Source organism: Escherichia sp. Lx600-2, assembly GCF_036662595.1.
In the GTDB taxonomy this organism is placed as follows: Bacteria; Pseudomonadota; Gammaproteobacteria; order Enterobacterales; family Enterobacteriaceae; genus Escherichia; species Escherichia coli.
In genome coordinates, this window is the sequence record NZ_JAYQWM010000028.1 from 1 (window position 1) to 24,555 (window position 24,555).

At 49.5% G+C, this 24,555-nt stretch carries 26 protein-coding genes; 9 read left to right on the top strand and 17 right to left on the bottom strand.

Going from position 1 to position 24,555, the window contains the following annotated elements; translation table 11 throughout:
- Both OQV04_RS12245 and dsbG read right to left on the bottom strand, forming a co-directional pair.
- On the bottom strand, positions 1–683 hold a 683-nt coding region (locus OQV04_RS12245), incomplete at its 3' end, for a LysR family transcriptional regulator (protein ID WP_332641967.1).
- A gap of 210 nt (positions 684–893) precedes the next feature.
- Positions 894–1,640 carry a thiol:disulfide interchange protein DsbG gene (gene dsbG / locus OQV04_RS12250; RefSeq protein WP_000913829.1) on the bottom strand — a complete coding sequence of 249 codons (747 nt, stop codon included), beginning with the start codon at positions 1,638–1,640 and terminating at the stop codon, positions 894–896.
- A gap of 371 nt (positions 1,641–2,011) precedes the next feature.
- Between dsbG and ahpC the strand changes: the two genes are divergently transcribed.
- Complete coding sequence (gene ahpC, locus OQV04_RS12255) at positions 2,012–2,575, top strand: alkyl hydroperoxide reductase subunit C (protein WP_000052796.1); 564 nt, start codon at positions 2,012–2,014, stop codon at positions 2,573–2,575.
- Positions 2,576–2,703: 128 nt separating this feature from the next.
- Positions 2,704–4,269: an alkyl hydroperoxide reductase subunit F gene (gene ahpF / locus OQV04_RS12260; protein ID WP_000887629.1), complete on the top strand. Its 1,566-nt coding sequence runs from the start codon at positions 2,704–2,706 to the stop codon at positions 4,267–4,269.
- Positions 4,270–4,389: 120 nt separating this feature from the next.
- Here ahpF and uspG read toward each other — a convergent pair whose 3' ends face one another.
- Complete coding sequence (gene uspG / locus OQV04_RS12265; protein ID WP_000278505.1) at positions 4,390–4,818, bottom strand: universal stress protein UspG; 429 nt, start codon at positions 4,816–4,818, stop codon at positions 4,390–4,392.
- Positions 4,819–5,038: 220 nt separating this feature from the next.
- Between uspG and OQV04_RS12270 the strand changes: the two genes are divergently transcribed.
- Complete coding sequence (locus OQV04_RS12270) at positions 5,039–6,277, top strand: zinc-dependent alcohol dehydrogenase (protein ID WP_332641969.1); 1,239 nt, start codon at positions 5,039–5,041, stop codon at positions 6,275–6,277.
- Between the two features lie 3 nt (positions 6,278–6,280).
- Here OQV04_RS12270 and yldA read toward each other — a convergent pair whose 3' ends face one another.
- The 10 genes from yldA to citC form a co-directional block, all read right to left on the bottom strand.
- Entirely contained in the window at positions 6,281–6,370 is a 90-nt protein-coding gene (yldA, locus tag OQV04_RS12275) for a small membrane protein YldA (RefSeq protein WP_000796528.1), read from the bottom strand.
- Between the two features lie 137 nt (positions 6,371–6,507).
- Positions 6,508–6,918, bottom strand: coding sequence for a nucleoside diphosphate kinase regulator (rnk, locus tag OQV04_RS12280; protein WP_000089731.1), 411 nt, complete (start codon positions 6,916–6,918; stop codon positions 6,508–6,510).
- Between the two features lie 229 nt (positions 6,919–7,147).
- Positions 7,148–7,954, bottom strand: a complete 807-nt coding sequence (gene rna / locus OQV04_RS12285; protein WP_001295857.1) for a ribonuclease I — start codon at positions 7,952–7,954, stop codon at positions 7,148–7,150.
- A 113-nt stretch (positions 7,955–8,067) separates the two neighbouring features.
- A complete protein-coding gene (citT, locus tag OQV04_RS12290) occupies positions 8,068–9,531 on the bottom strand; it encodes a citrate/succinate antiporter CitT (RefSeq protein ID WP_274446529.1) in 1,464 nt (487 codons plus the stop codon).
- 50 nt (positions 9,532–9,581) lie between these two features.
- A complete protein-coding gene (gene citG / locus OQV04_RS12295; protein WP_000062457.1) occupies positions 9,582–10,460 on the bottom strand; it encodes a triphosphoribosyl-dephospho-CoA synthase CitG in 879 nt (292 codons plus the stop codon).
- Entirely contained in the window at positions 10,435–10,986 is a 552-nt protein-coding gene (citX, locus tag OQV04_RS12300) for a citrate lyase holo-[acyl-carrier protein] synthase (protein WP_032280480.1), read from the bottom strand. Before citX ends, citG begins: the two co-directional genes overlap by 26 nt.
- 3 nt (positions 10,987–10,989) lie before the next feature.
- The gene (citF, locus tag OQV04_RS12305) at positions 10,990–12,522 is read right to left on the bottom strand and encodes a citrate lyase subunit alpha (RefSeq protein ID WP_247806708.1); all 1,533 of its coding nucleotides are present in this window, start codon (positions 12,520–12,522) and stop codon (positions 10,990–10,992) included.
- 10 nt (positions 12,523–12,532) lie between these two features.
- Positions 12,533–13,441, bottom strand: a complete 909-nt coding sequence (gene citE, locus OQV04_RS12310) for a citrate (pro-3S)-lyase subunit beta (protein WP_032280481.1) — start codon at positions 13,439–13,441, stop codon at positions 12,533–12,535.
- The gene (gene citD / locus OQV04_RS12315) at positions 13,438–13,734 is read right to left on the bottom strand and encodes a citrate lyase acyl carrier protein (protein ID WP_000700703.1); all 297 of its coding nucleotides are present in this window, start codon (positions 13,732–13,734) and stop codon (positions 13,438–13,440) included. The genes citE and citD overlap by 4 nt, the downstream gene beginning before the upstream one ends.
- Before the next feature lie 14 nt (positions 13,735–13,748).
- Positions 13,749–14,807: a [citrate (pro-3S)-lyase] ligase gene (citC, locus tag OQV04_RS12320; RefSeq protein ID WP_000467695.1), complete on the bottom strand. Its 1,059-nt coding sequence runs from the start codon at positions 14,805–14,807 to the stop codon at positions 13,749–13,751.
- Positions 14,808–15,186: 379 nt separating this feature from the next.
- Here citC and dpiB point away from each other — a divergent pair, with 379 nt between their 5' ends.
- Positions 15,187–16,845, top strand: coding sequence for a sensor histidine kinase DpiB (gene dpiB / locus OQV04_RS12325; protein ID WP_032280482.1), 1,659 nt, complete (start codon positions 15,187–15,189; stop codon positions 16,843–16,845).
- Positions 16,814–17,494: a two-component response regulator DpiA gene (dpiA, locus tag OQV04_RS12330; protein ID WP_000126500.1), complete on the top strand. Its 681-nt coding sequence runs from the start codon at positions 16,814–16,816 to the stop codon at positions 17,492–17,494. The genes dpiB and dpiA overlap by 32 nt, the downstream gene beginning before the upstream one ends.
- Before the next feature lie 40 nt (positions 17,495–17,534).
- Here dpiA and dcuC read toward each other — a convergent pair whose 3' ends face one another.
- Entirely contained in the window at positions 17,535–18,920 is a 1,386-nt protein-coding gene (gene dcuC, locus OQV04_RS12335; RefSeq protein WP_000955063.1) for an anaerobic C4-dicarboxylate transporter DcuC, read from the bottom strand.
- Between the two features lie 584 nt (positions 18,921–19,504).
- Here dcuC and pagP point away from each other — a divergent pair.
- Together pagP and cspE are read left to right on the top strand one after the other, a co-directional pair.
- Positions 19,505–20,065 carry a lipid IV(A) palmitoyltransferase PagP gene (gene pagP / locus OQV04_RS12340; protein WP_001307667.1) on the top strand — a complete coding sequence of 187 codons (561 nt, stop codon included), beginning with the start codon at positions 19,505–19,507 and terminating at the stop codon, positions 20,063–20,065.
- 174 nt (positions 20,066–20,239) lie between these two features.
- Positions 20,240–20,449 carry a transcription antiterminator/RNA stability regulator CspE gene (gene cspE, locus OQV04_RS12345; RefSeq protein WP_000034825.1) on the top strand — a complete coding sequence of 70 codons (210 nt, stop codon included), beginning with the start codon at positions 20,240–20,242 and terminating at the stop codon, positions 20,447–20,449.
- A 53-nt stretch (positions 20,450–20,502) separates the two neighbouring features.
- Here the strand turns inward: cspE and crcB are convergent, their stop codons facing one another.
- Positions 20,503–20,886, bottom strand: a complete 384-nt coding sequence (gene crcB / locus OQV04_RS12350; protein ID WP_000939738.1) for a fluoride efflux transporter CrcB — start codon at positions 20,884–20,886, stop codon at positions 20,503–20,505.
- 92 nt (positions 20,887–20,978) lie between these two features.
- Between crcB and OQV04_RS12355 the strand changes: the two genes are divergently transcribed.
- Complete coding sequence (locus OQV04_RS12355; RefSeq protein ID WP_000959109.1) at positions 20,979–21,767, top strand: deaminated glutathione amidase; 789 nt, start codon at positions 20,979–20,981, stop codon at positions 21,765–21,767.
- 128 nt (positions 21,768–21,895) lie between these two features.
- Entirely contained in the window at positions 21,896–22,099 is a 204-nt protein-coding gene (gene tatE / locus OQV04_RS12360) for a twin-arginine translocase subunit TatE (RefSeq protein WP_000503931.1), read from the top strand.
- 100 nt (positions 22,100–22,199) lie between these two features.
- Here the strand turns inward: tatE and lipA are convergent, their stop codons facing one another.
- Together lipA and OQV04_RS12370 are read right to left on the bottom strand one after the other, a co-directional pair.
- The gene (lipA, locus tag OQV04_RS12365; RefSeq protein ID WP_000042632.1) at positions 22,200–23,165 is read right to left on the bottom strand and encodes a lipoyl synthase; all 966 of its coding nucleotides are present in this window, start codon (positions 23,163–23,165) and stop codon (positions 22,200–22,202) included.
- A 208-nt stretch (positions 23,166–23,373) separates the two neighbouring features.
- Positions 23,374–24,327, bottom strand: a complete 954-nt coding sequence (locus OQV04_RS12370; protein ID WP_000378030.1) for a YbeF family transcriptional regulator — start codon at positions 24,325–24,327, stop codon at positions 23,374–23,376.
- Positions 24,328–24,555 lie beyond the last annotated feature (228 nt).

The following is a 24,555-nucleotide window of genomic DNA, read 5'->3' on the forward strand; positions in this document are numbered from 1 at the left end:
CCACGAAATGAAATTTTGCGATTCATAAATCTCTCGTCTATTTCCATTTGAATATCATCAACCCCTGCTGATTTAGATATTAATTGGGTGAACTCTTCTGCCATAATTTGTTCATAAGTGCTATTGTCAGTAATTCGTGGATGCCTATTACTACAAATTAGAGTATTGCGAATCGTATGCAATGGCATGCAAATGACGGAACGGCTGATCACTGGCATTTGGGTGATCACCAGATCGGCTTTGCGGTGAACCAACAGTTCTTCAGCATTCTCTGCTGACATGAGGATATCATGGCACTCAATCTCGACAGAGGAATCTTGTCGTAGGCAGCGGATCAGCATACTATTATTAGAGCAAGAAATGAGCTGAGGGCCGTGAATAATAAAGTTTTTCTTTAGTTCGGACTTATTGACTATATTAATTGTTTGTTCAAGGCCTCTGAGATTTTTCTCAAGATGGTGATGCAGATTTAACCCTGTTGTCGTCGGCGCGATACCTTTTCCTGAGCGAATGAATAAAGGGTCATTAAATTGCGCACGTAAGCGTTGTAACGACTGGCTCACGGCTGATGGGGTGATATATAGTGATTCAGCAGCTTTGCTAATGCTTAAATGCTGGTAAATACACTCAAATATGACAAGAAGATTTAAGTCGAACTTTTTCAAGTCGTAGAGATTGGTCATACACTACTCCGGTTATATTTTTCTTCCATGATATATTCACTTAATCAATGTTTTTTTTGCGTATATATTTTTATTGGTTATGTTTTTTTGCTTAACTCAGGATTAAGTTTTTCTAAAATAGCACAGCCACTTAGGGCAGAGCGAGCAATTCATGCTTTTTTAGGATGGTTGAAAAGCAGGGATATAGTTCAACCATCCATGAATTACCTTTTATTTATTTCCCATAATGATATTAAGCGTTTTCTGATCGGGCAACCCCACGGCCTGTTGCAGCGTATTTTCCTTACTCATGTAATAGATAGCCGGAGTGACATTTGCCCCCAGATCGTCCATCAGTTTCTCATTGTCACTTAACACTTTCATTTGCTCTGTACTTACGTTTGCAGGCACGTTTAGCTTAAGCTTGCCACCAGAGGCTTCATATTGTTGCCAGGTTTTTGCGGGATCTTTGGAGGCAAGAATTGCCGCGGCTGTCGCCGGACTTTCTGGTTTGATAACCCCAACCAACAATGTTCTCAACTGTACTTTGCCAGAATCTACCCACGGGCGCGCCTGCTGCCAGAACTGTTTACAATATGGGCAGAACGGATCGGCGAAGACGTAGACAATGACCGGCGCATCTTTTTTACCGTCGAGGAGCCAGTGGGATTGTTCCATCCGTTGCCACATTTCGCGTCCGGCTGGTGCGTAAATTTCTTTTTCGATAAGTGTGTTACTCAGGTTTTCACCTTTCTCGTTGTACATGTAACCAGAGATAGCGTGCTTACCATCTGGAGTCAGGTAGATGGTGACGCCCATATCCTGATACTTTCCGAGATAACCTTTCATTCCTCCGGGGGCATCGAACGTTTTGATGATCGTAATACCCTGTTTTTCAATCGCTTTTACTGGAGCAGGAAGTTCCTCTGCGAAGGCGATTGCAGGAAGCAGAGCCAGTAAAAGTATCTTTTTTAACATTAATTTGTCCTTTTCAGTCAGTGCAAAAGTCGAGTAAAAGGCATAACCTATCATTGTCATAGGTAAGAGCTTAGATCAGGTGATTGCCCTTTGTTTATGAGGGTGTTGTAATCCATGTCGTTGTTGCATTTGTAAGGGCAACACCTCAGCCTGCAGGCAGGCGCTGAAGATACCAAAGGGTAGTTCAGATTACACGGTCACCTGGAAAGGGGGCCATTTTACTTTTTATCGCCGCTGGCGGTGCAAAGTTCACAAAGTTGTCTTACGAAAGTTGTAAGGTAAAACTTATCGATTTGATAATGGAAACGCATTAGCCGAATCGGTAAAAATTGGTTACCTTACATCTCATCGAAAACACGGAGGAAGTATAGATGTCCTTGATTAACACCAAAATTAAACCTTTTAAAAACCAGGCATTCAAAAACGGCGAATTCATCGAAATCACCGAAAAAGATACCGAAGGCCGCTGGAGCGTCTTCTTCTTCTACCCGGCTGACTTTACTTTCGTATGCCCGACCGAACTGGGTGACGTTGCTGACCACTACGAAGAACTGCAGAAACTGGGCGTAGACGTATACGCAGTATCTACCGATACTCACTTCACCCACAAAGCATGGCACAGCAGCTCTGAAACCATCGCTAAAATCAAATATGCGATGATCGGCGACCCGACTGGCGCCCTGACCCGTAACTTCGACAACATGCGTGAAGATGAAGGTCTGGCTGACCGTGCGACCTTCGTTGTTGACCCGCAAGGTATCATCCAGGCAATCGAAGTTACCGCTGAAGGCATTGGCCGTGACGCGTCTGACCTGCTGCGTAAAATCAAAGCAGCACAGTACGTAGCTTCACACCCAGGTGAAGTTTGCCCGGCTAAATGGAAAGAAGGTGAAGCAACTCTGGCTCCGTCTCTGGACCTGGTTGGTAAAATCTAAGTTCCGCAATCGCGTAATTAATCGGGTGCTGCGGCACCCGATTTTCTTCCCCGCACCATGATGCAAGCTGCATCCAGGTAGCCGCAGAGGCCGCTTGCATGATGATGTTTAAAGCCCAGGAGATAAACATGCTCGACACAAATATGAAAACTCAACTCAAGGCTTACCTTGAGAAATTGACCAAGCCTGTTGAGTTAATTGCCACGCTGGATGACAGCGCTAAATCGGCAGAAATCAAGGAACTGTTGGCTGAAATCGCAGAACTGTCAGACAAAGTCACCTTTAAAGAAGATAACAGCTTGCCGGTGCGTAAGCCGTCTTTCCTGATCACCAACCCAGGTTCCAACCAGGGGCCACGTTTTGCAGGCTCCCCGCTGGGCCACGAGTTCACCTCGCTGGTACTGGCGTTACTGTGGACCGGTGGTCATCCGTCGAAAGAAGCGCAGTCCCTGCTGGAGCAGATTCGCCATATTGACGGTGATTTTGAATTCGAAACCTATTACTCGCTCTCTTGCCATAACTGCCCGGACGTGGTGCAGGCGCTGAACCTGATGAGCGTATTGAACCCGCGCATCAAGCACACTGCAATTGACGGCGGCACCTTCCAGAACGAAATCACCGATCGCAACGTGATGGGCGTTCCGGCAGTGTTCGTAAACGGGAAAGAGTTTGGTCAGGGCCGCATGACGTTGACTGAAATCGTTGCCAAAATTGATACTGGCGCGGAAAAACGTGCGGCAGAAGAGCTGAACAAGCGTGATGCTTATGACGTATTAATCGTTGGTTCCGGCCCGGCGGGTGCAGCGGCAGCAATTTACTCCGCACGTAAAGGCATCCGTACCGGTCTGATGGGCGAACGTTTTGGTGGTCAGATCCTCGATACCGTTGATATCGAAAACTACATTTCTGTACCGAAGACTGAAGGGCAGAAGTTGGCAGGCGCACTGAAAGTTCACGTTGATGAATACGACGTTGATGTGATCGACAGCCAGAGCGCCAGCAAACTGATCCCAGCAGCAGTTGAAGGTGGTCTGCATCAGATTGAAACAGCTTCTGGCGCGGTACTGAAAGCACGCAGCATTATCGTGGCGACCGGTGCAAAATGGCGCAACATGAACGTTCCGGGCGAAGATCAGTATCGCACCAAAGGCGTGACCTACTGCCCGCACTGCGACGGCCCGCTGTTTAAAGGCAAACGCGTAGCGGTTATCGGCGGCGGTAACTCCGGCGTGGAAGCGGCAATCGACCTGGCGGGTATCGTTGAGCACGTAACTCTGCTGGAATTTGCGCCAGAAATGAAAGCCGACCAGGTGCTGCAGGACAAACTGCGCAGCCTGAAAAACGTCGATATTATTCTGAATGCGCAAACCACGGAAGTGAAAGGCGACGGCAGCAAAGTCGTTGGTCTGGAATATCGAGATCGTGTCAGCGGCGATATTCACAACATCGAACTGGCCGGTATTTTCGTCCAGATTGGTCTGCTGCCGAACACCAACTGGCTGGAAGGCGCAGTCGAACGTAACCGCATGGGTGAGATTATCATTGATGCGAAATGCGAAACCAACGTCAAAGGCGTGTTCGCAGCGGGTGACTGTACGACGGTTCCGTACAAGCAGATCATCATCGCCACTGGCGAAGGTGCCAAAGCCTCTCTGAGTGCTTTTGACTACCTGATTCGCACCAAAACTGCATAAGAAGAAGTAAGATTCACCTGCAATCGCTTAGCCGCCGGGGTCAAACCTGGCGGCTTTTTTATGGCAATAAAAAGCCCCGCCGGGATGGCTCCGGGCAGGGCTGGAGACTTATTCTGACAATTAACGCACAACCAGCACCGGCAGATTGGCGTGGCGGATCACGCTCGAGGCGTTAGAACCTAACAGATGGGTCGAAATCGATGGGTTGCGAGAACCGATAACTACAACATCAGCCCCCAGTTCTTCTGCCAACTCATTGACTTCATCCCGCACGCTACCAAAACGGACATGTTGTTTAATGCGGGAAGGATCGATGGTGAAGTGGCTGACCATCGTTTGCAGACGTTCTTCTGCTTCATGTTGCAGATGCTCTTCAAAACGACGCACATCAGCGGCAAAACGGTGCAGGCTTAGGCTGGCTGACCCGGGTAGTACGTGAAGTAGATGAATAACTCCGTCATCCTGGGCGAGGAATTCAGCGTGGCGAACAGCTTTGTCGCTCAATTCCATTTCAAATACATCAACTGGCATAATGATTGTCTTATACATAACCCTTTCTCCCTGTTAATCATGAACAAATCATTCGCCATGATTATAATATTTATCCCTGATATTTGTCTGGTTCTTTTTCCTTACGAACGGTTTCTGTGATTAATATATTCTCACTGAACACCAGGAATTCTCCCAAAACCTGCGGTACCGCCCGTTTTCCCGCTGTGATAGCTACCCTTAAAGACTGACTTTTTTTTGAACTGTCTCTGGAGGTTGCATGAAAGCATTGACTTATCACGGCCCACATCACGTTCAGGTAGAAAATGTTCCCGATCCGGGCATTGAACAGGCAGATGATATTATTCTGCGTATTACGGCAACGGCGATCTGTGGCTCTGACCTCCATCTTTATCGAGGCAAAATACCCCAGGTTAAACATGGCGATATTTTTGGTCATGAATTTATGGGGGAAGTAGTTGAAACCGGGAAGGACGTAAAAAATTTGCAAAAAGGCGACCGGGTGGTAATTCCGTTCGTCATTGCTTGTGGCGACTGTTTTTTCTGTCGAATGCAGCAATATGCCGCCTGCGAAAATACCAATGCGGGTAAAGGCGCTGCGCTCAATAAAAAACAGATACCTGCTCCCGCGGCATTGTTTGGTTATAGTCACCTGTATGGTGGCGTTCCTGGCGGGCAGGCGGAATATGTCCGCGTCCCTAAAGGGAATGTGGGGCCGTTTAAAGTACCGCCTTTGCTTTCAGATGATAAAGCGCTTTTCCTTTCTGATATTCTGCCAACGGCATGGCAGGCAGCAAAAAATGCGCAGATCCAACAAGGTTCAAGCGTTGCAGTCTATGGTGCCGGTCCTGTGGGATTGTTGACAATCGCCTGTGCACGGTTGCTCGGTGCGGAACAGATTTTTGTTGTTGATCATCATCCCTACCGCTTGCGTTTCGCCGCCGACCGCTACGGCGCGATCCCGATTAATTTTGATGAAGATAGCGATCTGGCACAGTCAATTATTGAACAAACGGCAGGTCACCGTGGCGTGGATGCAGTAATAGACGCCGTCGGTTTTGAAGCGAAAGGCAGCACCACGGAAACGGTGCTGACTAACCTGAAACTGGAGGGCAGCAGCGGTAAAGCGTTGCGCCAGTGTATTGCGGCGGTCAGGCGTGGCGGCATTGTTAGCGTACCGGGCGTCTACGCTGGATTTATTCACGGTTTCCTGTTTGGCGACGCCTTTGATAAAGGGTTGACGTTTAAAATGGGACAGACCCACGTTCACGCATGGCTGGGAGAATTATTACCGTTAATTGAGAAAGGATTACTGAAACCAGAAGAAATTGTTACCCACTATATGCCGTTTGAAGAGGCCGCCCGGGGATATGAGATTTTCGAAAAACGTGAAGAGGAGTGCCGTAAGGTGATTCTGGTACCCGGTGCACAAAGCGCAGAGGCGGCGCAGAAGGCGGTTTCAGGTCTGGTGAATGCGATGCCGGGGGGAACAATATGATCGTCAGGAGTGGTTTTCGAGGTAAAGGACAGCCATGACGATAATCGCCGCCATAATCAGAAATCCTATCAGGATGTAAAATGCTTCTGCCATGGTTATTCCCACAAACGAAACGGAATAATTTTGCAGCAAAAGTGAACAGTGAGAACCAGGAAAAATTGCTGATTTTGCGTAAAGAGGATGCGAGTGCATCCTCTGGGCAAAGCGAGTTATCGCTTGTGCAGATGGGATTAAAGCAGGTAGTCGCCAGCAGCTTCTGGCTGGTATTCGAGTTCCAGCACTTCAAGGTGGGTTGCAACGCCGCCCGGAAGTTCCCAGTGAATGGAATCGCCAACGCGCAGTCCCAGCAGTGCGGCACCTACCGGAGCCATAACGGAAAGCTGAGTATTGCTATCGGTCATTTTTGCCGGATACACCAGCGTGCGCACACGCACTTCGCCATCGCTAAGATTGCGGAATTTAACCCGGCTGTTCATTGTCACCACGTCGTGTGGCATCTCTTCTGGCGAACACATTTGGGCGCGATCCAACTCTGCGTTTAACGCGTCGGCGATTGGCAAACCAGCATAGGCGGGTTGCTCCAGCAGAATATCGATGCGTTCGGCATCCAGGTCGTTAATGATGATAGTTGGTCTGGACATTTTTACTCCATGTCGTCGGTACTGCGAGTGTCGCAGATAAACATACCCAAAAGAAAACCCTCACCGTCAGGCGGCGAGGGTTTAACTCACATGATGATACTGACTGTTGCTCACTCTTTGAAGTGATTTGCGTCACATTCAGGGAATTCCTCAATGCAGCGCATTATGTATAAATCTTAATCGCCTTGGTTTATGGAAGACGAATTAGCGTGTTTTGTAAATCAGAGGATTAATAACCCGCTTTATCAATCACAAAGGTTTTGCCACAGTTACCTGGGTGTGGTTGTGGCAAGAATGAGTTTGCAGAAAGCGGAGCGTTGATGGCGTCAGCTTTGATCGAGATCTGAATTTCAGTCAAATACGCAGGGTTACCCTGGCACGTTAGCTTAACTGCTTTCACGTTCTCTTTTCCCCAGCTTTTGGCAAAGGCGGCGTCAAAGTCACGGCGGCTCACTGTTTTACCGTAATTATCCGCAAGGAATTTTCCGGCTTCGCTCTCTTTAATTTCTTGATTCAGGCGTACCATCGTACCGAAGTATGCGTCCGGATCAAAACCAAAGCAGGCACCGTGTTTGGCATATTCGTAGCGTTCCAGGCAGGAACGTCCGCCAGCTCCTGGCATGACTTCACTTAGTTTAGCGGCCGTTTCCAGTGATAATCCGGTTTCCGGCGATGAACACATCCGGCTGGCGCGCGCTTCTGGTAGATTCGGGATTGGGCGAGTAGCGCAACCGAAGCGCATCCAGCGGCGTTCATCAACACCACGGGCAGCGACCGATTTAGGCAATCCTGGCCACAGACCATGTACGGTCAGAAAATCAGCTTTGTTGGTCGTTTCGGTTTGCAGGCGACATTCATCTCGTTCGTTACGATTTCGATCGTGTTGACTCTGGCAAAATCCGGTTTGCCAGGAGAGGGCCAGGACATAGCGATCAAAATCGCCATACTGTTTTGCCTGCAACGCTACGGCGTTGGCAGAAGAGAAGGGAAGCAGAGAAACCGCGAGCAACGCGGCGTTACGCCAGAATGCTTTCATAATGGGTGTGGAACTCATACATACACTGAATACTATCTATTAAATCATAAAAAAGCCCGCCAGGTGGGCTTACCTGGCGGGCGTGATGATTTATTCAGCGTTTGGCGAACGTATTAGTTCCACATGGCGAGAATCGGCCAGCCAACCAACAGCAGCATAGAGATGTAAATCACCCCGAAGATTGCGCCAAGACGCCAGTAATCTTTTGATTTCACATAGCCACAGCCGTAAATAATCACCCCAGGACCGGTTGCATACGGCGTCAGACAGCCCATGATACCGATAGACAGCACCAGCAGGATACACAGTTGTTCCATTGGTACGCCCGGGATCCCTTTACCGACGGCCAGAATAACCGGCAGCATGGTTGCGGTGTGCGCAGACAGGCTGGCAAACAGGTAGTGTGCAAAGTAGAACACCAGAACCAGTACAATCACCGTTGCGTTTGGTGAGAATCCTTCCAGGTGCGTACTCATGGTACCGGCGAACCAGTCAATAAAACCAGAACGAGTCAGGCCGTTAGCCATCACAACCAGAGTTGCCAGGTTGACCAGCGTGTTCCATGCGCTGTTATAGCGGGTAATGTCTTTCCACGGCACAACGTGCAGGGCCAGCATTAGCGAAACTGCCAGCAGACCAACCGCAGTAGCATTAATGACTTCACTGCCAAATACCCACAAACCTAAGCTGAGCAATACAAGGCCAATCAGCGTCCACTCTCTGCGTGTCAGCACACCCATGGTTTTTAGTTCATCACCCGCCCAAGTTGCCACTTCTTCACTGTGTGTGATTTCCGGTTTGTACAGCACGTAGGAAAGCCACGGCGCAATGATAAGCAAGATAACCCCAACCGGCAGGAAGCAGAGGAACCACTGCAACCAGCTAATCTGGATACCGGCAATTTTGCTGACGAACTCCAGACCCAGCACGTTTGGTGCCGCACCGGTGACAAACATGGACGAACTCAGACTGGTACTAATGACCATCATCCACATCAAATAGCCGCCAATACGACGCGCGGACGGATCGTTCGGGAATGATTTAAACAGCGGCGGCAGGTTTTTAATGACCGGAAAAACCGTACCCCCGGTACGCGCGGTGTTGGACGGTGTAAACGGTGCCAGCAGAATGTCGATAATGACAATCGCATAACCCAACGTCAGCGTGCGTTTGCCCATGAATTTCACCAGGAAAAGGGCAATGCGACGACCTAACCCGGAAACTTCATACCCTAATGCAAAAATAAATGCGCCAAATACCAGCCATACCGTGGTGCTGGAAAAACCAGCCAGACCCCATTTCAGCGCCTGTTTTTGCGCATTAAACGCTGGGTCAGCTAATTCTTTGGCATCAAAGAGCAGGTAATTACTGCCAATAACGCAAATAGTAACCGCAATAAAACTGATCGCTGTTGCCGGAATTGGCTCGAGGATCATGCCGACAATCATTGCCACAAACACAGCGAAGTAATGCCATGCCTGCGGCGGCATATCGTCGGGGACAGGGATAAGAAACATGACGCCCATCACCACCAGTGGGGCCAATAGTTTCCATATATTATCTTTTGCTAAAGACATACGGGTTCTCCGAAAATTAATATTTCAAAATTTATCAAGTGCTTAAATAATTAAATCTGTGCTAAAAACCAGGTAAGGATCAGCAGGTCGGCACTGCCGCCTGGACTGAGATTTCGTTCGATACACTCCCTGTCGAACTGCCGGAGATAATCGAGATCGGCGGGGGTTCGAATGCCCCCTTTTTGCAATAATGTTTGCGCCTCGCGCTGTAGCCAGCGCAGGCCCCCCTCGCCACCGCGCGATGCAACGTTGGTATCGCCGTTGATCGCCATCAGTAGGAGCAAGGTATCGAGCAATGCCAGTTCAGGATCTAACCCCTGATCCAGCAGAGTGAGGTAATGCGGCAAGGCGTGGTTGATCACCAGTGGATAACCCGCTTCGGCTTCACCGCGTGCGCCGGTAAGGCCAAGCTGCTGGTACAACCGTTGACCTGCCGTCAGTTGTGAATTATTGGTACGCAGTTCGCGATCGGTCAGGCCACGGCAGAAACTTGCCGCCGTAGAACAAACGGTTGTTGGCGTTACCGGCTGGTTGAGCTGAAGCAAACGGCCAATTGCCGCACATAGCAGCCCTAAAGAAAAAATGCTGCCTTTATGCGTGTTTACGCCCGCAGTGGCGCGGAACATATCACCTTCGCAAGCCATACCAATTGGGCGTAATCCGTGGAGTACCGCTTCCGGTGCCATTTCTGCACTACAGGCACCAAATTCAATGAAACGGGGTAACCAGCCCTGAATCGCCAGCGCGCTGCGGTGGAAATCTTCCAGCGCCATATCTTTGTGCGCACCGCAGTTAATCCGATCCACGAGGCCTGGTTTCGGTGACAGATTGACTTCAGTCAGCATGGCGCGCCAGCCCAGCAGGGCGTACTCATCGATTAATGACGTCGCAAGCTTTGTGGTTTTAGTTGACGTTGCAGGCATCGACATCGTTCAGCAGCGCCTCCATGCGGTTGAGTAAATCGGTCAGTTGATGGGTTTTTCCACGCGCGCAGACGGCTGCGCTTTGCGCGCACAACAGGCAGCGGCGAGGCGGCAGTGAATAGTCGCGGCGGGAGAGAATTTCGCCTTCGGGCGTCAGGACATCGATATCCCATAACCGCCCGAGAGGATGACTATGTTCAAGCTCAATGGTGGCGAGCTTGAGGTCGCGAGCCGGGGCGGCAATGCTTAACATGCCCTCCGGCCCGCTGGCGGAAACCAGTGCAGCCTGCTCCTGAATTTGCCAGCCCTGTTTTGCGGCTAAGGCACACAAGGCGGTCACGCCATGATTAAAAATTCGGCGTGTGACCTCGCTGTCTTTAATCGGCCCAGGCGCAACCACGGTAAAGGAGACCAGTGGAAAAGGATGGCGCTTGAGCCAGGCGTGTTGCCGTGCTTGCCTTTCATCCCGGCTGACGAGCAGCTCGGGAATTGACACCGCATGGTGGCTGGCGAGTTCAGGAAGCAGGAGCATGGCTTATTCCTTCACCTGATGCACAACATCGATCACCGAGCCATCGCGGTAACGCACAACGGCAACGACGCGGTCGGTGAATTCAATCGGCTGTGGTTCACCGGTCAACAGACGCGCACGTTCGCGCAGCCACTCAATGGAAACCACTTTAATGCCCGCTTCCTGCAGACGTTCTGCCAGTTCCGGACGTGCCGGGTTAACTGCGATACCGTGGTCTGTGACCAGAATATCGACACTGGAGCCTGGGGTGATGCAGGTCAGCACGTTATCCACCAGAGTCGGAATACGACCACGTACCAGCGGCGCGACGATGATGGAAAGCGCAGAGGCAATCGCGGTATCGCAGTGACCACCGGAAGCACCACGCAGTACGCCGTCAGAGCCGGTCAGCACGTTAACGTTGAACTGGGTGTCAATTTCCAGCGCGCTCAGTACCACCACGTCGAGACGATCAACCGATGCGCCTTTCGATCCCCAGTTAGCGTACTGGTTGGCGCTGATTTCGATGTGATTGGGGTTACGGGCCAGCGATTGCGCAGCATGGCTGTCAAAGCTCTGCACATCCAGCAGTTTGCGGATCAGACCTTTTTCGTGCAGGTCAACCATCGTCGCGGTAATACCGCCAAGGGCGAAGTCGGCGCGAATATCGCGGCTACGCATTTTGTCTTCCAGGAAACGGGTTACCGCCAGCGATGCGCCGCCGGTGCCGGTTTGCATGGAGAAACCTTCTTTGAAGTAGCCAGAGTTGACAATCACATCCGCAGCGCTACGGGCAATAAGCAGTTCGCGCGGGTTAGTGGTCATACGGGTCGCGCCAGCGCCGATTTTTGCAGCATCGCCAACGCGATCAACTTTGACGATCAAATCAACCTGATCTTGCTCAATGCTTGCCGGATTATGCGGATAAGGCAGCAGTTCTTCGGTAAGCATCACAACCTGTTTTGCGTTGTCGGCATCAACCATTGCATAGCCGAGGGAGCCGCAGCAGGCTTTACCGGTGTAGCCGTTGGCATTACCGAATTCATCACAGGACGGGACGCCGAGGAAAGCCACGTCGATATTCAGTTCGCCGCTCTGTACCAGATGCACACGACCGCCGTGAGAGTGGATCTGCACCGGTTCTGCCAGCAGACCACGGGAGATCTCTTCCGCCAGTGGACCACGCAGGCCGGAGGTATAAATGCGGGTAACCACGCCCTGGCGAATGTGTTCTACCAGCGGCGCATGGCAATCACTCAGGGAGCTGGATGCCAGGGTCAGGTTTTTAAAGCCCATCTTCGCGATGACGTCCATCACCATATTGACGGTCAGGTCACCGACACGGAAAGCGTGATGGAAGGAAACCGTCATGCCGTCCTGTAAACCTGAGCGACGAATCGCTTCTTCCAGGTTGGCGCACAGTTTGCGATCGCGCGCTTTTTCAGCCTGGTAGGTTTGCTTTGGCGAGTTCTGGAAAGCGGCAAGATCGCATTCAGCGCGACGATTCCAGGCCGCTACCCGTTCTTGTCGTTGAGATTGTTCAATTTTCTGCGTCATTTTGATTGCCTTATTCTTCGCGAATGCCGGAAAGTTCTGCACGGGAGAGCACCAGACGGGCGCGATCGATAACCGGACCGTCCACCATCTTGCCGTTCAGGGAAACCACGCCGAGGCCTTCGCGAGCGGCGGCTTCAGCGGCTTCTACGACGCGGCGGGCGTGATCCACTTCTTTCTGGGGCGGTGCGTAGAGGTTGTGCAGCAGATCAATCTGACGCGGGTTGATCAGCGATTTGCCGTCAAAGCCCAGCTGTTTGATGTGGGCGGCTTCTTGCAGGAATCCGGCTTCGTTGTTAGCGTCGGAATAGACGGTATCGAACGCCTGAATACCCGCAGAGCGCGCGGCCTGCAAAATGGAACAGCGTGCGAACAGCAGTTCAGTTCCTTCCGGGGAGCGTTCTGTACGCAGGTTGCGCACATAGTCTTCTGCACCGAGGGCGATACCGATCAAACGCTCGGAAGCGTGAGCGATTTCCACTGCGCGGGTAATGCCCAGCGGAGATTCAATCGCTGCCAGCAGGCCGGTGCTGCCGGGTTCACGACCACAGGCTTTTTCGATGCGCAGGATCTCTTTTTCGATATCCAGAACATCCTGAGCGGTATCGGTTTTCGGCAGACGCACAACGTCCGCACCACCGCGAACGACGGCTTCCAGGTCGTTAACACCCCATTCGGAATCCAGCGCGTTGACACGCACAATGGTTTCAATATCGCGATACAGCGGATGTTGCAGCGCGTGATAAACCATGCGGCGGGCGGTGTCTTTTTCACGTAATGCCACGGAGTCTTCGAGGTCAAACATCAGGGCATCTGCCGGGTAGATGAAGGAGTTGCTGACCATCGCGGCATTGGCACCAGGCACAAACAACATGCTGCGGCGGGTGCGAGTTTTACGTTGTTGCAGCGAAGCGGAAATCATTGGCAATCCTCCCATGGCAGAGCCGGGATACCGCTGGCGCGTGCCAGCAGGGCTTCCAGTCGTGCACGTAAAATGCAGTCCAGTGCGCCTTTGTCATCGACATTCAGCTGTACGCCGCGCACGTTGTAGCGGGCGAGAACGTCCAGAATGGTGGTGCGAATTGCATCGCCAAACTGTTTCTCAACGCTGCTATTGATTTGCAGGTCGATATCCTGCGTATCGAGTGGGGCGATGCGTATCATCACATCCCCAGACTCAAGGGTGCCTGCAACGGCGGGCTGGTTTATTTTCATTTTTCACCTGTTTCTCATGCGGGGGTCTTTTGACGAGCTGCCGCGTCCTGGCGGGAGTGCTCAAGCAGGTTCTGCAAATAATGCAGCGTGACTGCAGGGACCAGCGGCGCGATAGCCGTGAGATCGTTTTTCGCCAGCAGTTGACGTACCCGGGAAGCGGATATCGGCATCTCCTGGTAACGCAGCCGCTCAATTTCAACCAGTTCGATGGGCGGTGCGGAGATAGTCGGCGTTTCCAGCCAGTAGCGCATATCCTGGTTGTACTGGGCGGTAACGCGACAAAAGGGTTCAGTACCGACAAAGCGGTGAGTTACACCCAGCGCGGGAGCGAGGTACTGACGGAAAATCTTCAGATCAATTTCGGTGTAACAATGGTTAATGACGCTCTGTTCTTTAATGAAGTAGCAAGGGAACGTAGCGCGGGAGATGATGTATTCGGAGCCGCGATGCACAGTCAGGCGTGGAATATCGGCGGTGCCTTTTAACACCAGATCCAGCCGGTCTTCATAGGGGAAGCGTGAAGAATCTTCTTTGACTAAAAACAGATGCAACCAGTCGCACTGTGCCGCAGCTTGTTGAATCAGATAACGGTGACCCTTCGTAAAGGGATTGGCGTTCATCACAATGCAGCCAATCTTGTTCCCGGGATGACGAAATTTTTTCAGCGATTCGGCATAGCGTTTCAATCGCGTGGCGCTGTTTTCCATCAGCACCATCACGCCTGGTACGCTGGTCAACGTGGAAAAACCGCACTGGCGGAACAGCGCCTCGTATTCGGTTTTGGTATAAATAAACAGATGCGTGCTGTGCCGCTCATAGGCGAGGTTTATCAGTTCAGTGGCTAATGTCAGCGCCAGTCCTTCACCGCGAACGGATTCACTGATAGCAACGCATTTAATAATATTTCCGGCAATTCCACCGCACGCGATAAGCTTTTCATCGCGGGTTACGGTAATAAATACTTCGACTGTGGTGTCAACGCTCAAATCATTTTCATGCAGGAATTGGGCGATTTCCGCCATTTTTTTATTTTCTGAACGTTTTACGCGGGTGAAAATATCATTGCCGAACATAATAAATAGTATCCTGAAGGTGCATGTTGTTATCGATTTGCAACGAATGTTGTTCAATGTTGCAAACTGATAACCTTTTATTTTCACTTGGGAGAAAGGGGGGTGATCGAGGTATATCTTTTTCTCCTTTCGCTATACATCCTAAGGAGTATTTTGGCGTGAAATTTTGATTTATTTCACATAGAGTTAGTGGTTTTTTATTTATTTAATAGTTTTAAGTTTTTTAATTAATGTAATTACGAAATGACCCGCAGGTTTAATTGATTTAATTGATTTAATGAATGAAATTTGCCACGATTATAATTAATATCTATGTATTTTGATTCAACATTTTAATTACATCCGTCAAAGAGGATCGGGACAACCCGCAAGGAAAACAATGTTGCAGCTTAACGAGAATAAACAGTTTGCATTTTTCCAAAGACTGGCATTTCCGCTGCGTATCTTTTTGCTGATTCTGGTGTTCTCAATATTTGTCATTGCAGCCCTGGCGCAATATTTTACGGCCAGTTTTGAGGACTATTTAACGCTTCATGTACGCGACATGGCAATGAATCAGGCGAAAATTATTGCTTCTAATGACAGTATCATCAGCGCAGTAAAAACGCGTGACTACAAACGGCTGGCGACCATCGCTAACAAATTACAAAGAGATACCGATTTTGATTATGTGGTGATTGGCGACCGGCACTCGATCCGCCTTTACCATCCTAATCCGGAGAAAATTGGTTATCCTATGCAGTTCACCAAACAGGGCGCGCTGGAGAAAGGGGAGAGCTACTTCATTACCGGGAAAGGGTCAATGGGTATGGCGATGCGCGCCAAAACGCCAATCTTTGATGACGATGGAAAAGTCATCGGCGTGGTGTCGATTGGCTACCTGGTGAGTAAAATCGATAGCTGGCGGGCTGAGTTTTTATTACCGATGGCAGGTGTGTTTGTCGTGCTGTTAGGGATTCTGATGTTGCTGTCGTGGTTCCTGGCCGCGCATATCCGTCGGCAGATGATGGGCATGGAGCCAAAGCAAATCGCACGCGTGGTCCGTCAGCAAGAGGCGCTGTTTAGTTCGGTTTATGAAGGGCTGATTGCGGTGGATCCGCACGGTTACATTACCGCCATCAATCGTAACGCAAGAAAGATGCTGGGGCTGAGTTCCCCCGGACGGCAATGGTTGGGTAAACCCATTGCTGAAGTGGTCAGGCCCGCCGATTTCTTTACCGAACAGATTGATGAAAAACGTCAGGATGTGGTGGCTAACTTTAACGGTCTGAGCGTTATTGCCAATCGGGAAGCTATTCGTTCAGGTGATGATTTGCTGGGGGCCATTATCAGCTTTCGTAGTAAAGACGAAATTTCCACCCTCAATGCGCAACTGACGCAAATAAAACAATACGTCGAGAGCCTTCGTACATTGCGACACGAGCATCTCAATTGGATGTCGACGCTCAATGGTCTGTTGCAGATGAAAGAGTATGATCGCGTGCTGGCGATGGTGCAGGGGGAGTCTCAGGCCCAGCAACAGCTTATTGACAGTCTGCGCGAGGCGTTTGCCGATCGCCAGGTGGCGGGGCTGCTTTTTGGTAAAGTGCAGCGCGCCCGCGAACTGGGGCTAAAAATGATCATCGTCCCCGGTAGCCAGCTTTCGCAACTGCCGCCAGGACTGGATAGCACCGAGTTTGCCGCCATTGTTGGCAATTTACTTGATAACGCCTTCGAAGCCAGCCTGCGTAGCGATGAAGGAAACAAGATCGTTGAATTATTCCTCAGCGATGAAGGCGATGATGTGGTGATTGAAGTCACCGATCAGGGCTGCGGCGTTCCAGAGTCTCTACGAGACAAAATATTTGAGCAGGGGGTCAGTACGCGTGCTGACGAGCCCGGTGAACATGGCATTGGGTTGTACTTGATTGCCAGCTACGTAACGCGCTGCGGTGGTGTTATCACTCTCGAAGATAATGATCCCTGCGGTACCTTATTTTCAATCTATATTCCGAAAGTGAAACCTAATGACAGCTCCATTAACCCTATTGATCGTTGAGGACGAAACGCCGCTGGCAGAGATGCATGCGGAATATATTCGTCACATTCCCGGATTCAGTCAGATATTACTGGCGGGAAACCTGGCGCAGGCCCGAATGATGATCGAGCGTTTTAAGCCGGGGCTAATCTTGCTCGATAACTATCTTCCTGACGGTAGAGGGATTAATTTATTGCATGAACTGGTGCAGGCGCATTATCCCGGCGACGTGGTGTTTACCACTGCAGCCAGCGATATGGAAACGGTGTCTGAAGCCGTACGTTGTGGTGTATTTGATTATCTCATTAAGCCAATTGCCTATGAACGGCTGGGGCAAACGCTAACCCGTTTCCGCCAGCGTAAACATATGCTGGAAAGTATTGATAGCGCCAGCCAGAAGCAAATTGATGAGATGTTTAATGCTTATGCTCGCGGTGAACCTAAGGACGAGCTACCGACCGGCATTGACCCCTTGACGCTAAACGCGGTGCGAAAACTGTTCAAAGAGCCGGGTGTGCAACATACGGCAGAAACGGTGGCGCAGGCACTGACCATCAGTCGCACCACTGCCAGGCGTTATCTTGAATATTGCGCCAGCCGCCATCTGATTATTGCTGAAATTGTTCACGGCAAAGTTGGCAGACCGCAACGCATATACCACAGTGGGTGACATGATAAAGCCGGAGGAAACTTGCCTCCGGCATTACTATTTACTTGCCTGTGACCGCTGCTGCTGTTCCTGGCACCATCAGCTCTGTAGCAACGATAACAATCACCAGCCCAACAAGCACCGGCACCGAGGTGCGTTTTACGACTTCAAATGGTGAGATTTTCGCCATCCCGGCAACCGCAACGACTACGCCAGAAACGGGCGAAAGGGTACGGCCGAGGTTTGACGCCTGCAGCATCGGGATAGTCAAATACGCCGGGTTAATGCCGGAAGAGTGCGCCAGTTTCGGGATCATCTCAACAAACGCATAAAACGGCGCATTGCCTGAACCGGTCGTGACTGCCGCCAGCATTGTCAGAATCACCAATACCAGCATCAGGATGATACTCGCCGAACCAAACGAGGTAGCGATAGAAATCAGACTTTGAATAAAGCCGATGGTGCTAAGCCCCTGAGCGAATACCCCAGCGGCAACCAGCAGCATCACCACGTTAGCAAACGCATCTGCCATCCCGCGATAAGCCACTTCCAGACCAGAGAAAACTTTCTGGGTATTAAAGCTGCGGAGGAACTCCAGAATGGAGGCAATCAGCATACAAATCACCAGAATAGTGATGATGTGTAATTGCGGACCCCATTTACCGTCAAAAATCAGTACACCGATGATCGGCGTGAACGGCAAAATGGCATAAAACGCAGGAGCAGTGGTGGTGATTTCACTGACATCTAACATTTCATGAGAGATGTGCTCTTTTTTATCCAGATAACGTTGCCAGAAGAAGTGGGCGATCGCCATGCCGATAATTGCAGCAATTGAGATAGGCAGCGTCGTTTTGAAGGCGAAGTCAATCAGCGACATTTCGGAAGCTTGCGCCGCCAGCACCACATCCCCTGAAGTCGGTGCGAGAATAATCGCCGCCGGGGAGGCACAAATGGCAGCTGCTGCCCCACGACTGATACCAACGTTTACCATCACCGGAAACAGGGTTGCCATCAGCAAAACACCCAGACCGGTTGCGGAAGAGACGGCCAGTGACATCAGACAGGCAACAAAATAGGCGGCAATCATCAGCAGGTAGGGGGAGTTAATATACTGCAATGGTTTTGACGCCAGCTTGACCACCATATCATTCGCGCCGATATGGGTCATGTAAGCGGCAAAGCCACACAGCATCATAATCATCATGCCGAGGTCGCCGCCGCGGCTCATTAGCAATATTTTAACGTATTCAACGATATCCGTGGCGCTGTAGCCTGTTGAAGCTTGGCTGGACGGTAACACTTTGTGCCCCATAATGGCACTGATAATCAGCAATAACAGGCCACCGACAAATAACACACCAGTGGCGGAATACCCTTTAATGATGTAGCGAGCTACACCCACAATAACCACAACCCCAATAAGGAGTTCAATGAATGTCAGCATAATTTTTCCTGTCTCCAGGCCCCAAAGTAAATAATAAAAAATTCCTAAAGCTTAAGGAAAAAATATGCCCAATAAATTGGCGGTGGATGCTGATTAAAATCAAGAAAAACTGCCATTAAGACATTGAAGTTGCTGTTTTTATACGTAGATAACAAAACGCATATTTAGCGGTTGGCAATTATCACATAATAATGTGTGTAAATTGATGGAGGATTGATGCAAATTTGTTAATCGCAATGGTGTTAGCTGCGGTTGCGTGCTCAGAAAATAATCTACCATGAGCATGGGTTGACGATATATATTATATGCTTCGTTAAGATGATTGTTGTATTTCATTGAAAAATAAAGAAATATTTCCTTGATTGCATTTTGTCATCAAAAAAGACTTGGTTTTTTTTGACTATTCCCATCGAAGAAAACGACGCATCATCTTTAATCGATGCGCGGAAATATTTAACTTAAACAAGCGGAAATAAATAGAGCAGCTATTCAGATTATTCTTTATGTTGGGGCTATTAAGGTTATGTTAATTGTAGCTTTGCTATGCTAGTAGTAGATTTTTGATAAATGTTTTATGGTCACAAATGAACGTGAGTAAATATGTCGCTATCTTTTCCTTTGTTTTTATTCAGTTAATCAGCGTTGGTAAAGCTTTTGCTAACGCAGATGAGTGGATGACAACGTTTAGAGAAAATATTGCACAAACCTGGCAACAGCCTGAACATTATGATTTATATATTCCTGCCATCACCTGGCATGCACGTTTCGCTTACGACAAAGAAAAAACCGATCGCTATAACGAGCGACCGTGGGGTGGCGGTTTTGGCCTGTCGCGTTGGGATGAAAAAGGAAACTGGCATGGCCTGTATGCCATGGCATTTAAGGACTCGTGGAACAAATGGGAACCGATTGCCGGATACGGATGGGAAAGTACCTGGCGACCGCTGGCGGATGAAAATTTTCATTTAGGTCTGGGATTCACCGCTGGCGTAACGGCACGTGATAACTGGAATTACATCCCTCTCCCGGTTCTACTGCCATTGGCCTCCGTGGGTTATGGTCCAGTGACTTTTCAGATGACCTATATTCCGGGTACCTACAACAATGGCAATGTGTACTTTGCCTGGATGCGCTTTCAGTTTTGAGACAAATGAAGTTTTAGTAAATTCTTTAAAATCAATGAGTAAAATAATTAACATCAAAAATAACGCGACTTTTATCACTTTTTAGTAAAGTTGCACTGGACAAAGCGTACCACAATTGGTGTACTGGTAACCGACACAGCATTTGTGTCTATTTTTCATGTAAAGGTAATTTTGATGTCTAAGATTAAAGGTAACGTTAAGTGGTTTAATGAGTCCAAAGGATTCGGTTTCATTACTCCGGAAGACGGCAGCAAAGACGTGTTCGTACACTTCTCTGCAATCCAGACTAATGGTTTTAAAACTCTTGCTGAAGGTCAGCGCGTAGAGTTCGAAATCACTAACGGTGCCAAAGGCCCTTCTGCTGCAAACGTAATCGCTCTGTAAGATACGTCAGCAAGAATTCAAAACCCGCTTAATCAGCGGGTTTTTTTTGGTCTTTAGTGTGCGGTTGAGGCCGAAAACAGCCAGAAAGCCAGTGCGGTCATGGCAAAAGACCCCAGAAGGTTGACGAAAACGTTCAGTAACGCCCAGCCAAAGCGGCCCTCTTGTAACAAAAACACCACTTCTGCCGAAAATGTTGAGAAGGTTGTTAGACCGCCACAAAATCCGGTGGTGATTAATACTTTCCACACGGGATCAATGTTCGTCATCCTGCTGAACCAGGCGAATCCCATTCCTATGATGAATGCCCCAATCAGGTTTGCTGCCAGCGTCCCCAACGGAATCGCCTGATGCAGCGGGTTAAATCGCATACTTAACAGCCATCTCGCCACGCTTCCTGTACCACCGCCAATAAAAACTGCTAAAAGAAGTTGTAACACTGCAAAATCCTGCTATTTGATTTGTATGAGTGATAAGTGTAACGCCGAATAATCGTCGTTGGCGAATTTTACGACTCTGACAGGAGGTGGCAATGCTGGTTGCTGCAGGACAGTTTGCTGTTACATCTGTGTGGGAAAAGAACGCTGAGATTTGTGCCTCGTTGATGGCGCAGGCGGCGGAAAACGACGTATCGCTGTTTGTCCTGCCGGAAGCATTGCTGGCACGCGATGATCATGATGCAGATCTATCGGTTAAATCAGCACAGCTGCTGGAAGGCGAATTCCTCGGACGTTTACGGCGAGAAAGTAAACGTAACATGATGACGACAATTCTGACGATTCATGTTCCTTCAACGCCGGGGCGCGCATGGAATATGCTGGTGGCACTTCAGGCAGGAAACATCGTCGCCCGTTATGCCAAACTGCATCTCTATGATGCATTTGCCATTCAGGAATCACGCCGTGTTGATGCTGGTAATGAAATCGCTCCGTTACTGGAGGTGGAAGGGATGAAGGTCGGTCTGATGACCTGTTATGACTTACGCTTTCCAGAGCTGGCGCTGGCACAGGCATTACAGGGAGCTGAAATCCTGGTACTTCCTGCCGCCTGGGTTCGCGGGCCGCTCAAAGAGCATCACTGGTCAACGTTGCTTGCCGCTCGTGCGCTGGATACCACCTGTTATATGGTGGCGGCGGGGGAGTGCGGGAACAAAAATATCGGGCAAAGCCGGATTATAGATCCCTTTGGCGTCACCATTGCGGCAGCGTCAGAAATGCCTGCACTCATTATGGCGGAAGTGACGCCCGAACGTGTGCGTCAGGTGCGCGCGCAACTGCCCGTCTTAAACAACCGTCGCTTTGCGCCGCCGCAATTATTATGATGTTTTTTTACTCGGCGCTTGATTCACCTTGTTACAGATTGCTATTGTGTGCGCGCGTCGAATGACCGTTAATATTCTCTGGTTTTTAAGGCGCGTTCTGTTGCCGGTTATATGTCAAGAAGGTATCTATGGGTGAGATTAGTATTACCAAACTGCTGGTAGTTGCGGCGCTGGTCGTTCTGCTGTTTGGGACTAAGAAGTTACGTACGCTGGGCGGAGACCTTGGAGCGGCCATTAAAGGGTTCAAGAAGGCGATGAATGATGACGATGCTGCGGCGAAAAAAGGCGCAGACGTTGATCTTCAGGCTGAAAAGCTCTCTCATAAAGAGTGACGTGGCGAGCAGGACGCTCCCTCAATATCTTGTTCGATACAAAAAACCCGCTTCAAAAAGCGGGTTTTTTATCAGACAGATGTAAGTAATTATTACAGGATTACTTAACTTCCATCCCTTTCGCCTGCAAATCGGCGTGGTAAGAAGAGCGGACAAACGGACCGCATGCAGCATGGGTAAAGCCCATCGCCAGCGCTTCGGCTTTCATTTCGTCGAACTCATCCGGGCTAACGTAACGTTGAACCGGCAGGTGATGGCGGCTTGGCTGCAAATATTGCCCCAGCGTTAACATCGTCACACCATGACGGCGCAGGTCGCGCATTACCTCAATAATTTCTTCATTGGTTTCACCCAGTCCCACCATCAGACCAGACTTGGTCGGGATTTCCGGATGTGCTTCTTTAAAGCGTTCCAGCAGCTTCAGCGACCAGTTGTAATCTGCACCAGGCCGTACCTGACGGTAAATACGCGGTACGTTTTCCAGGTTATGGTTGAACACATCTGGTGGCGTTGCAGTCAGAATATCCAGAGCACGATCCATACGACCGCGGAAATCCGGCACCAGAGTTTCAATTTTGATTTGCGGGCTTTTTTCCCGAATGGCAGTAATGCAATCCGCAAAGTGCTGGGCACCGCCATCGCGCAGGTCATCACGGTCAACGGAGGTGATAACCACATAACGCAGCGCCATATCGGCAATGGTCTGCGCCAGTTTCACTGGCTCATTGGCATCAGGAGCTACCGGCCGACCGTGGGCAACGTCACAGAACGGACAACGGCGGGTACAAATAGCGCCGAGGATCATAAACGTTGCTGTGCCGTGGTTGAAGCATTCCGCCAGGTTAGGGCAGGAGGCTTCCTCGCAGACAGAATGCAGGCCATTTTTGCGCATTGCGGCTTTGATGCCCTGGATACGTGTAGAGTCCGCTGGAAGCTTGATTTTCATCCATTCCGGCTTGCGCAGCAGGGCTTCGCGCTCTGTTGCCACGTTTTTAACCGGGATAAGGGCCATCTTATCGGCATCGCGGTATTTAACACCGCGTTCCATCACAATGGGTTTACTCATAGCGTGCGTGTTCCAGTTGCGAATTACGAAGGAAAGCGTTTCAATTCAATAGATTGTTGTAATTATCAACTATTTTTGAATTAACGACTGGCAGTATATCATTGAAACGGACCTGAAAGCAGCCAAAGCGGTCGCGAAAATGTAAAATTGTTGTTGGATTGTGCCATTTTATCGTTCTGCGCTGTGATCTGGCTGTAACAATACTTTTTCAAAATGCATTACGGATAACATCTATTACTCCGTGCAGGATGGGATCACGCAGGCTGAATTTGTTGTAGTGGATAGAGAAATCTATTTGCTCCTCATTTAAGGACGGAAAAGGCAGTTTTTCCAGCGGCCAGCAACGGCTAAACAGGTTATAAAAACGGCTGGGAATAATCGCTAACATGTCACTGTTGGCAACCAGTGCAGCGATTGTCAAAATGTTGTAGCTGGTGAAGCTGATCTGCCGGTCCGGAAACATCTCTTGAATTCTCTGCCGCAGACCGCTGAAATTTTGTCCTTCCGGTAACAGGAGTACATGTGCAGCGTTGTCGATAGTCTCTCTGTCATCTTCTAAAGAGAGTAGTGGATTTCCCTCGCGGCAAATTAACACCATATTGTCGGTGAACAGAACATGATGTTGCACCGTACGATTGGTGCAAAACATGTTATCGATGATGAGATCGGTTTGAAACTGACTGAGTTGGTTTTCCGCGTCGCTGATGGGAGGGTTGCGCAGTAAAAGCTGCGGATAGTGAGTTTTAATCGCCCGATAAATGACAGGAAGGACCAGGGCTCCGACCGAGGGGGTGGTCGCGATAGTTATCGTTCGTTGCTTATCATAGCTTCCTTCGATATCCAGCGCGCCAAGAATGGATTCAAGGCCCTGACTGATATACTCATGTAGATGCATCGCAAATGCGGTAGGAGTGACACCCTGGCCTTTGCGAATAAACAATGGGTCAGGGAATATAACGCGCAGTTTCTGTATAGACTGACTGATTGCCGAGGGGGTCAGATTAAGCACTTTCGCTGCATTAACGATCCCTTTATGTACATATACAGCTTCAAAAATAGTCAGAAGGTTAAGATCAATATTTCGTAAGGTTGTAAATATTTGTGGTTTACCTTCTGACGACTTTCTGCTTAAACAGGGTTCGATTTGATTATTACTATCCACGCACTTACTCCAATTTTATTCATGGAAAAATAATATTTAAAAAAATTACAATAATCTTATGTCTAATTGGAACGGAACGCTTTTGCTCACCATAATCAACTATTTCAATAAGTTAATCAATGGGGTGAGTTACGGAGCAAGGCGTAGCATCGCATTTCTGCAAGTGATAAAGAAAATATACAAACGCGAAGGAGATGTAAAGCATTAGCAGGTGTTATGAGTAATGAC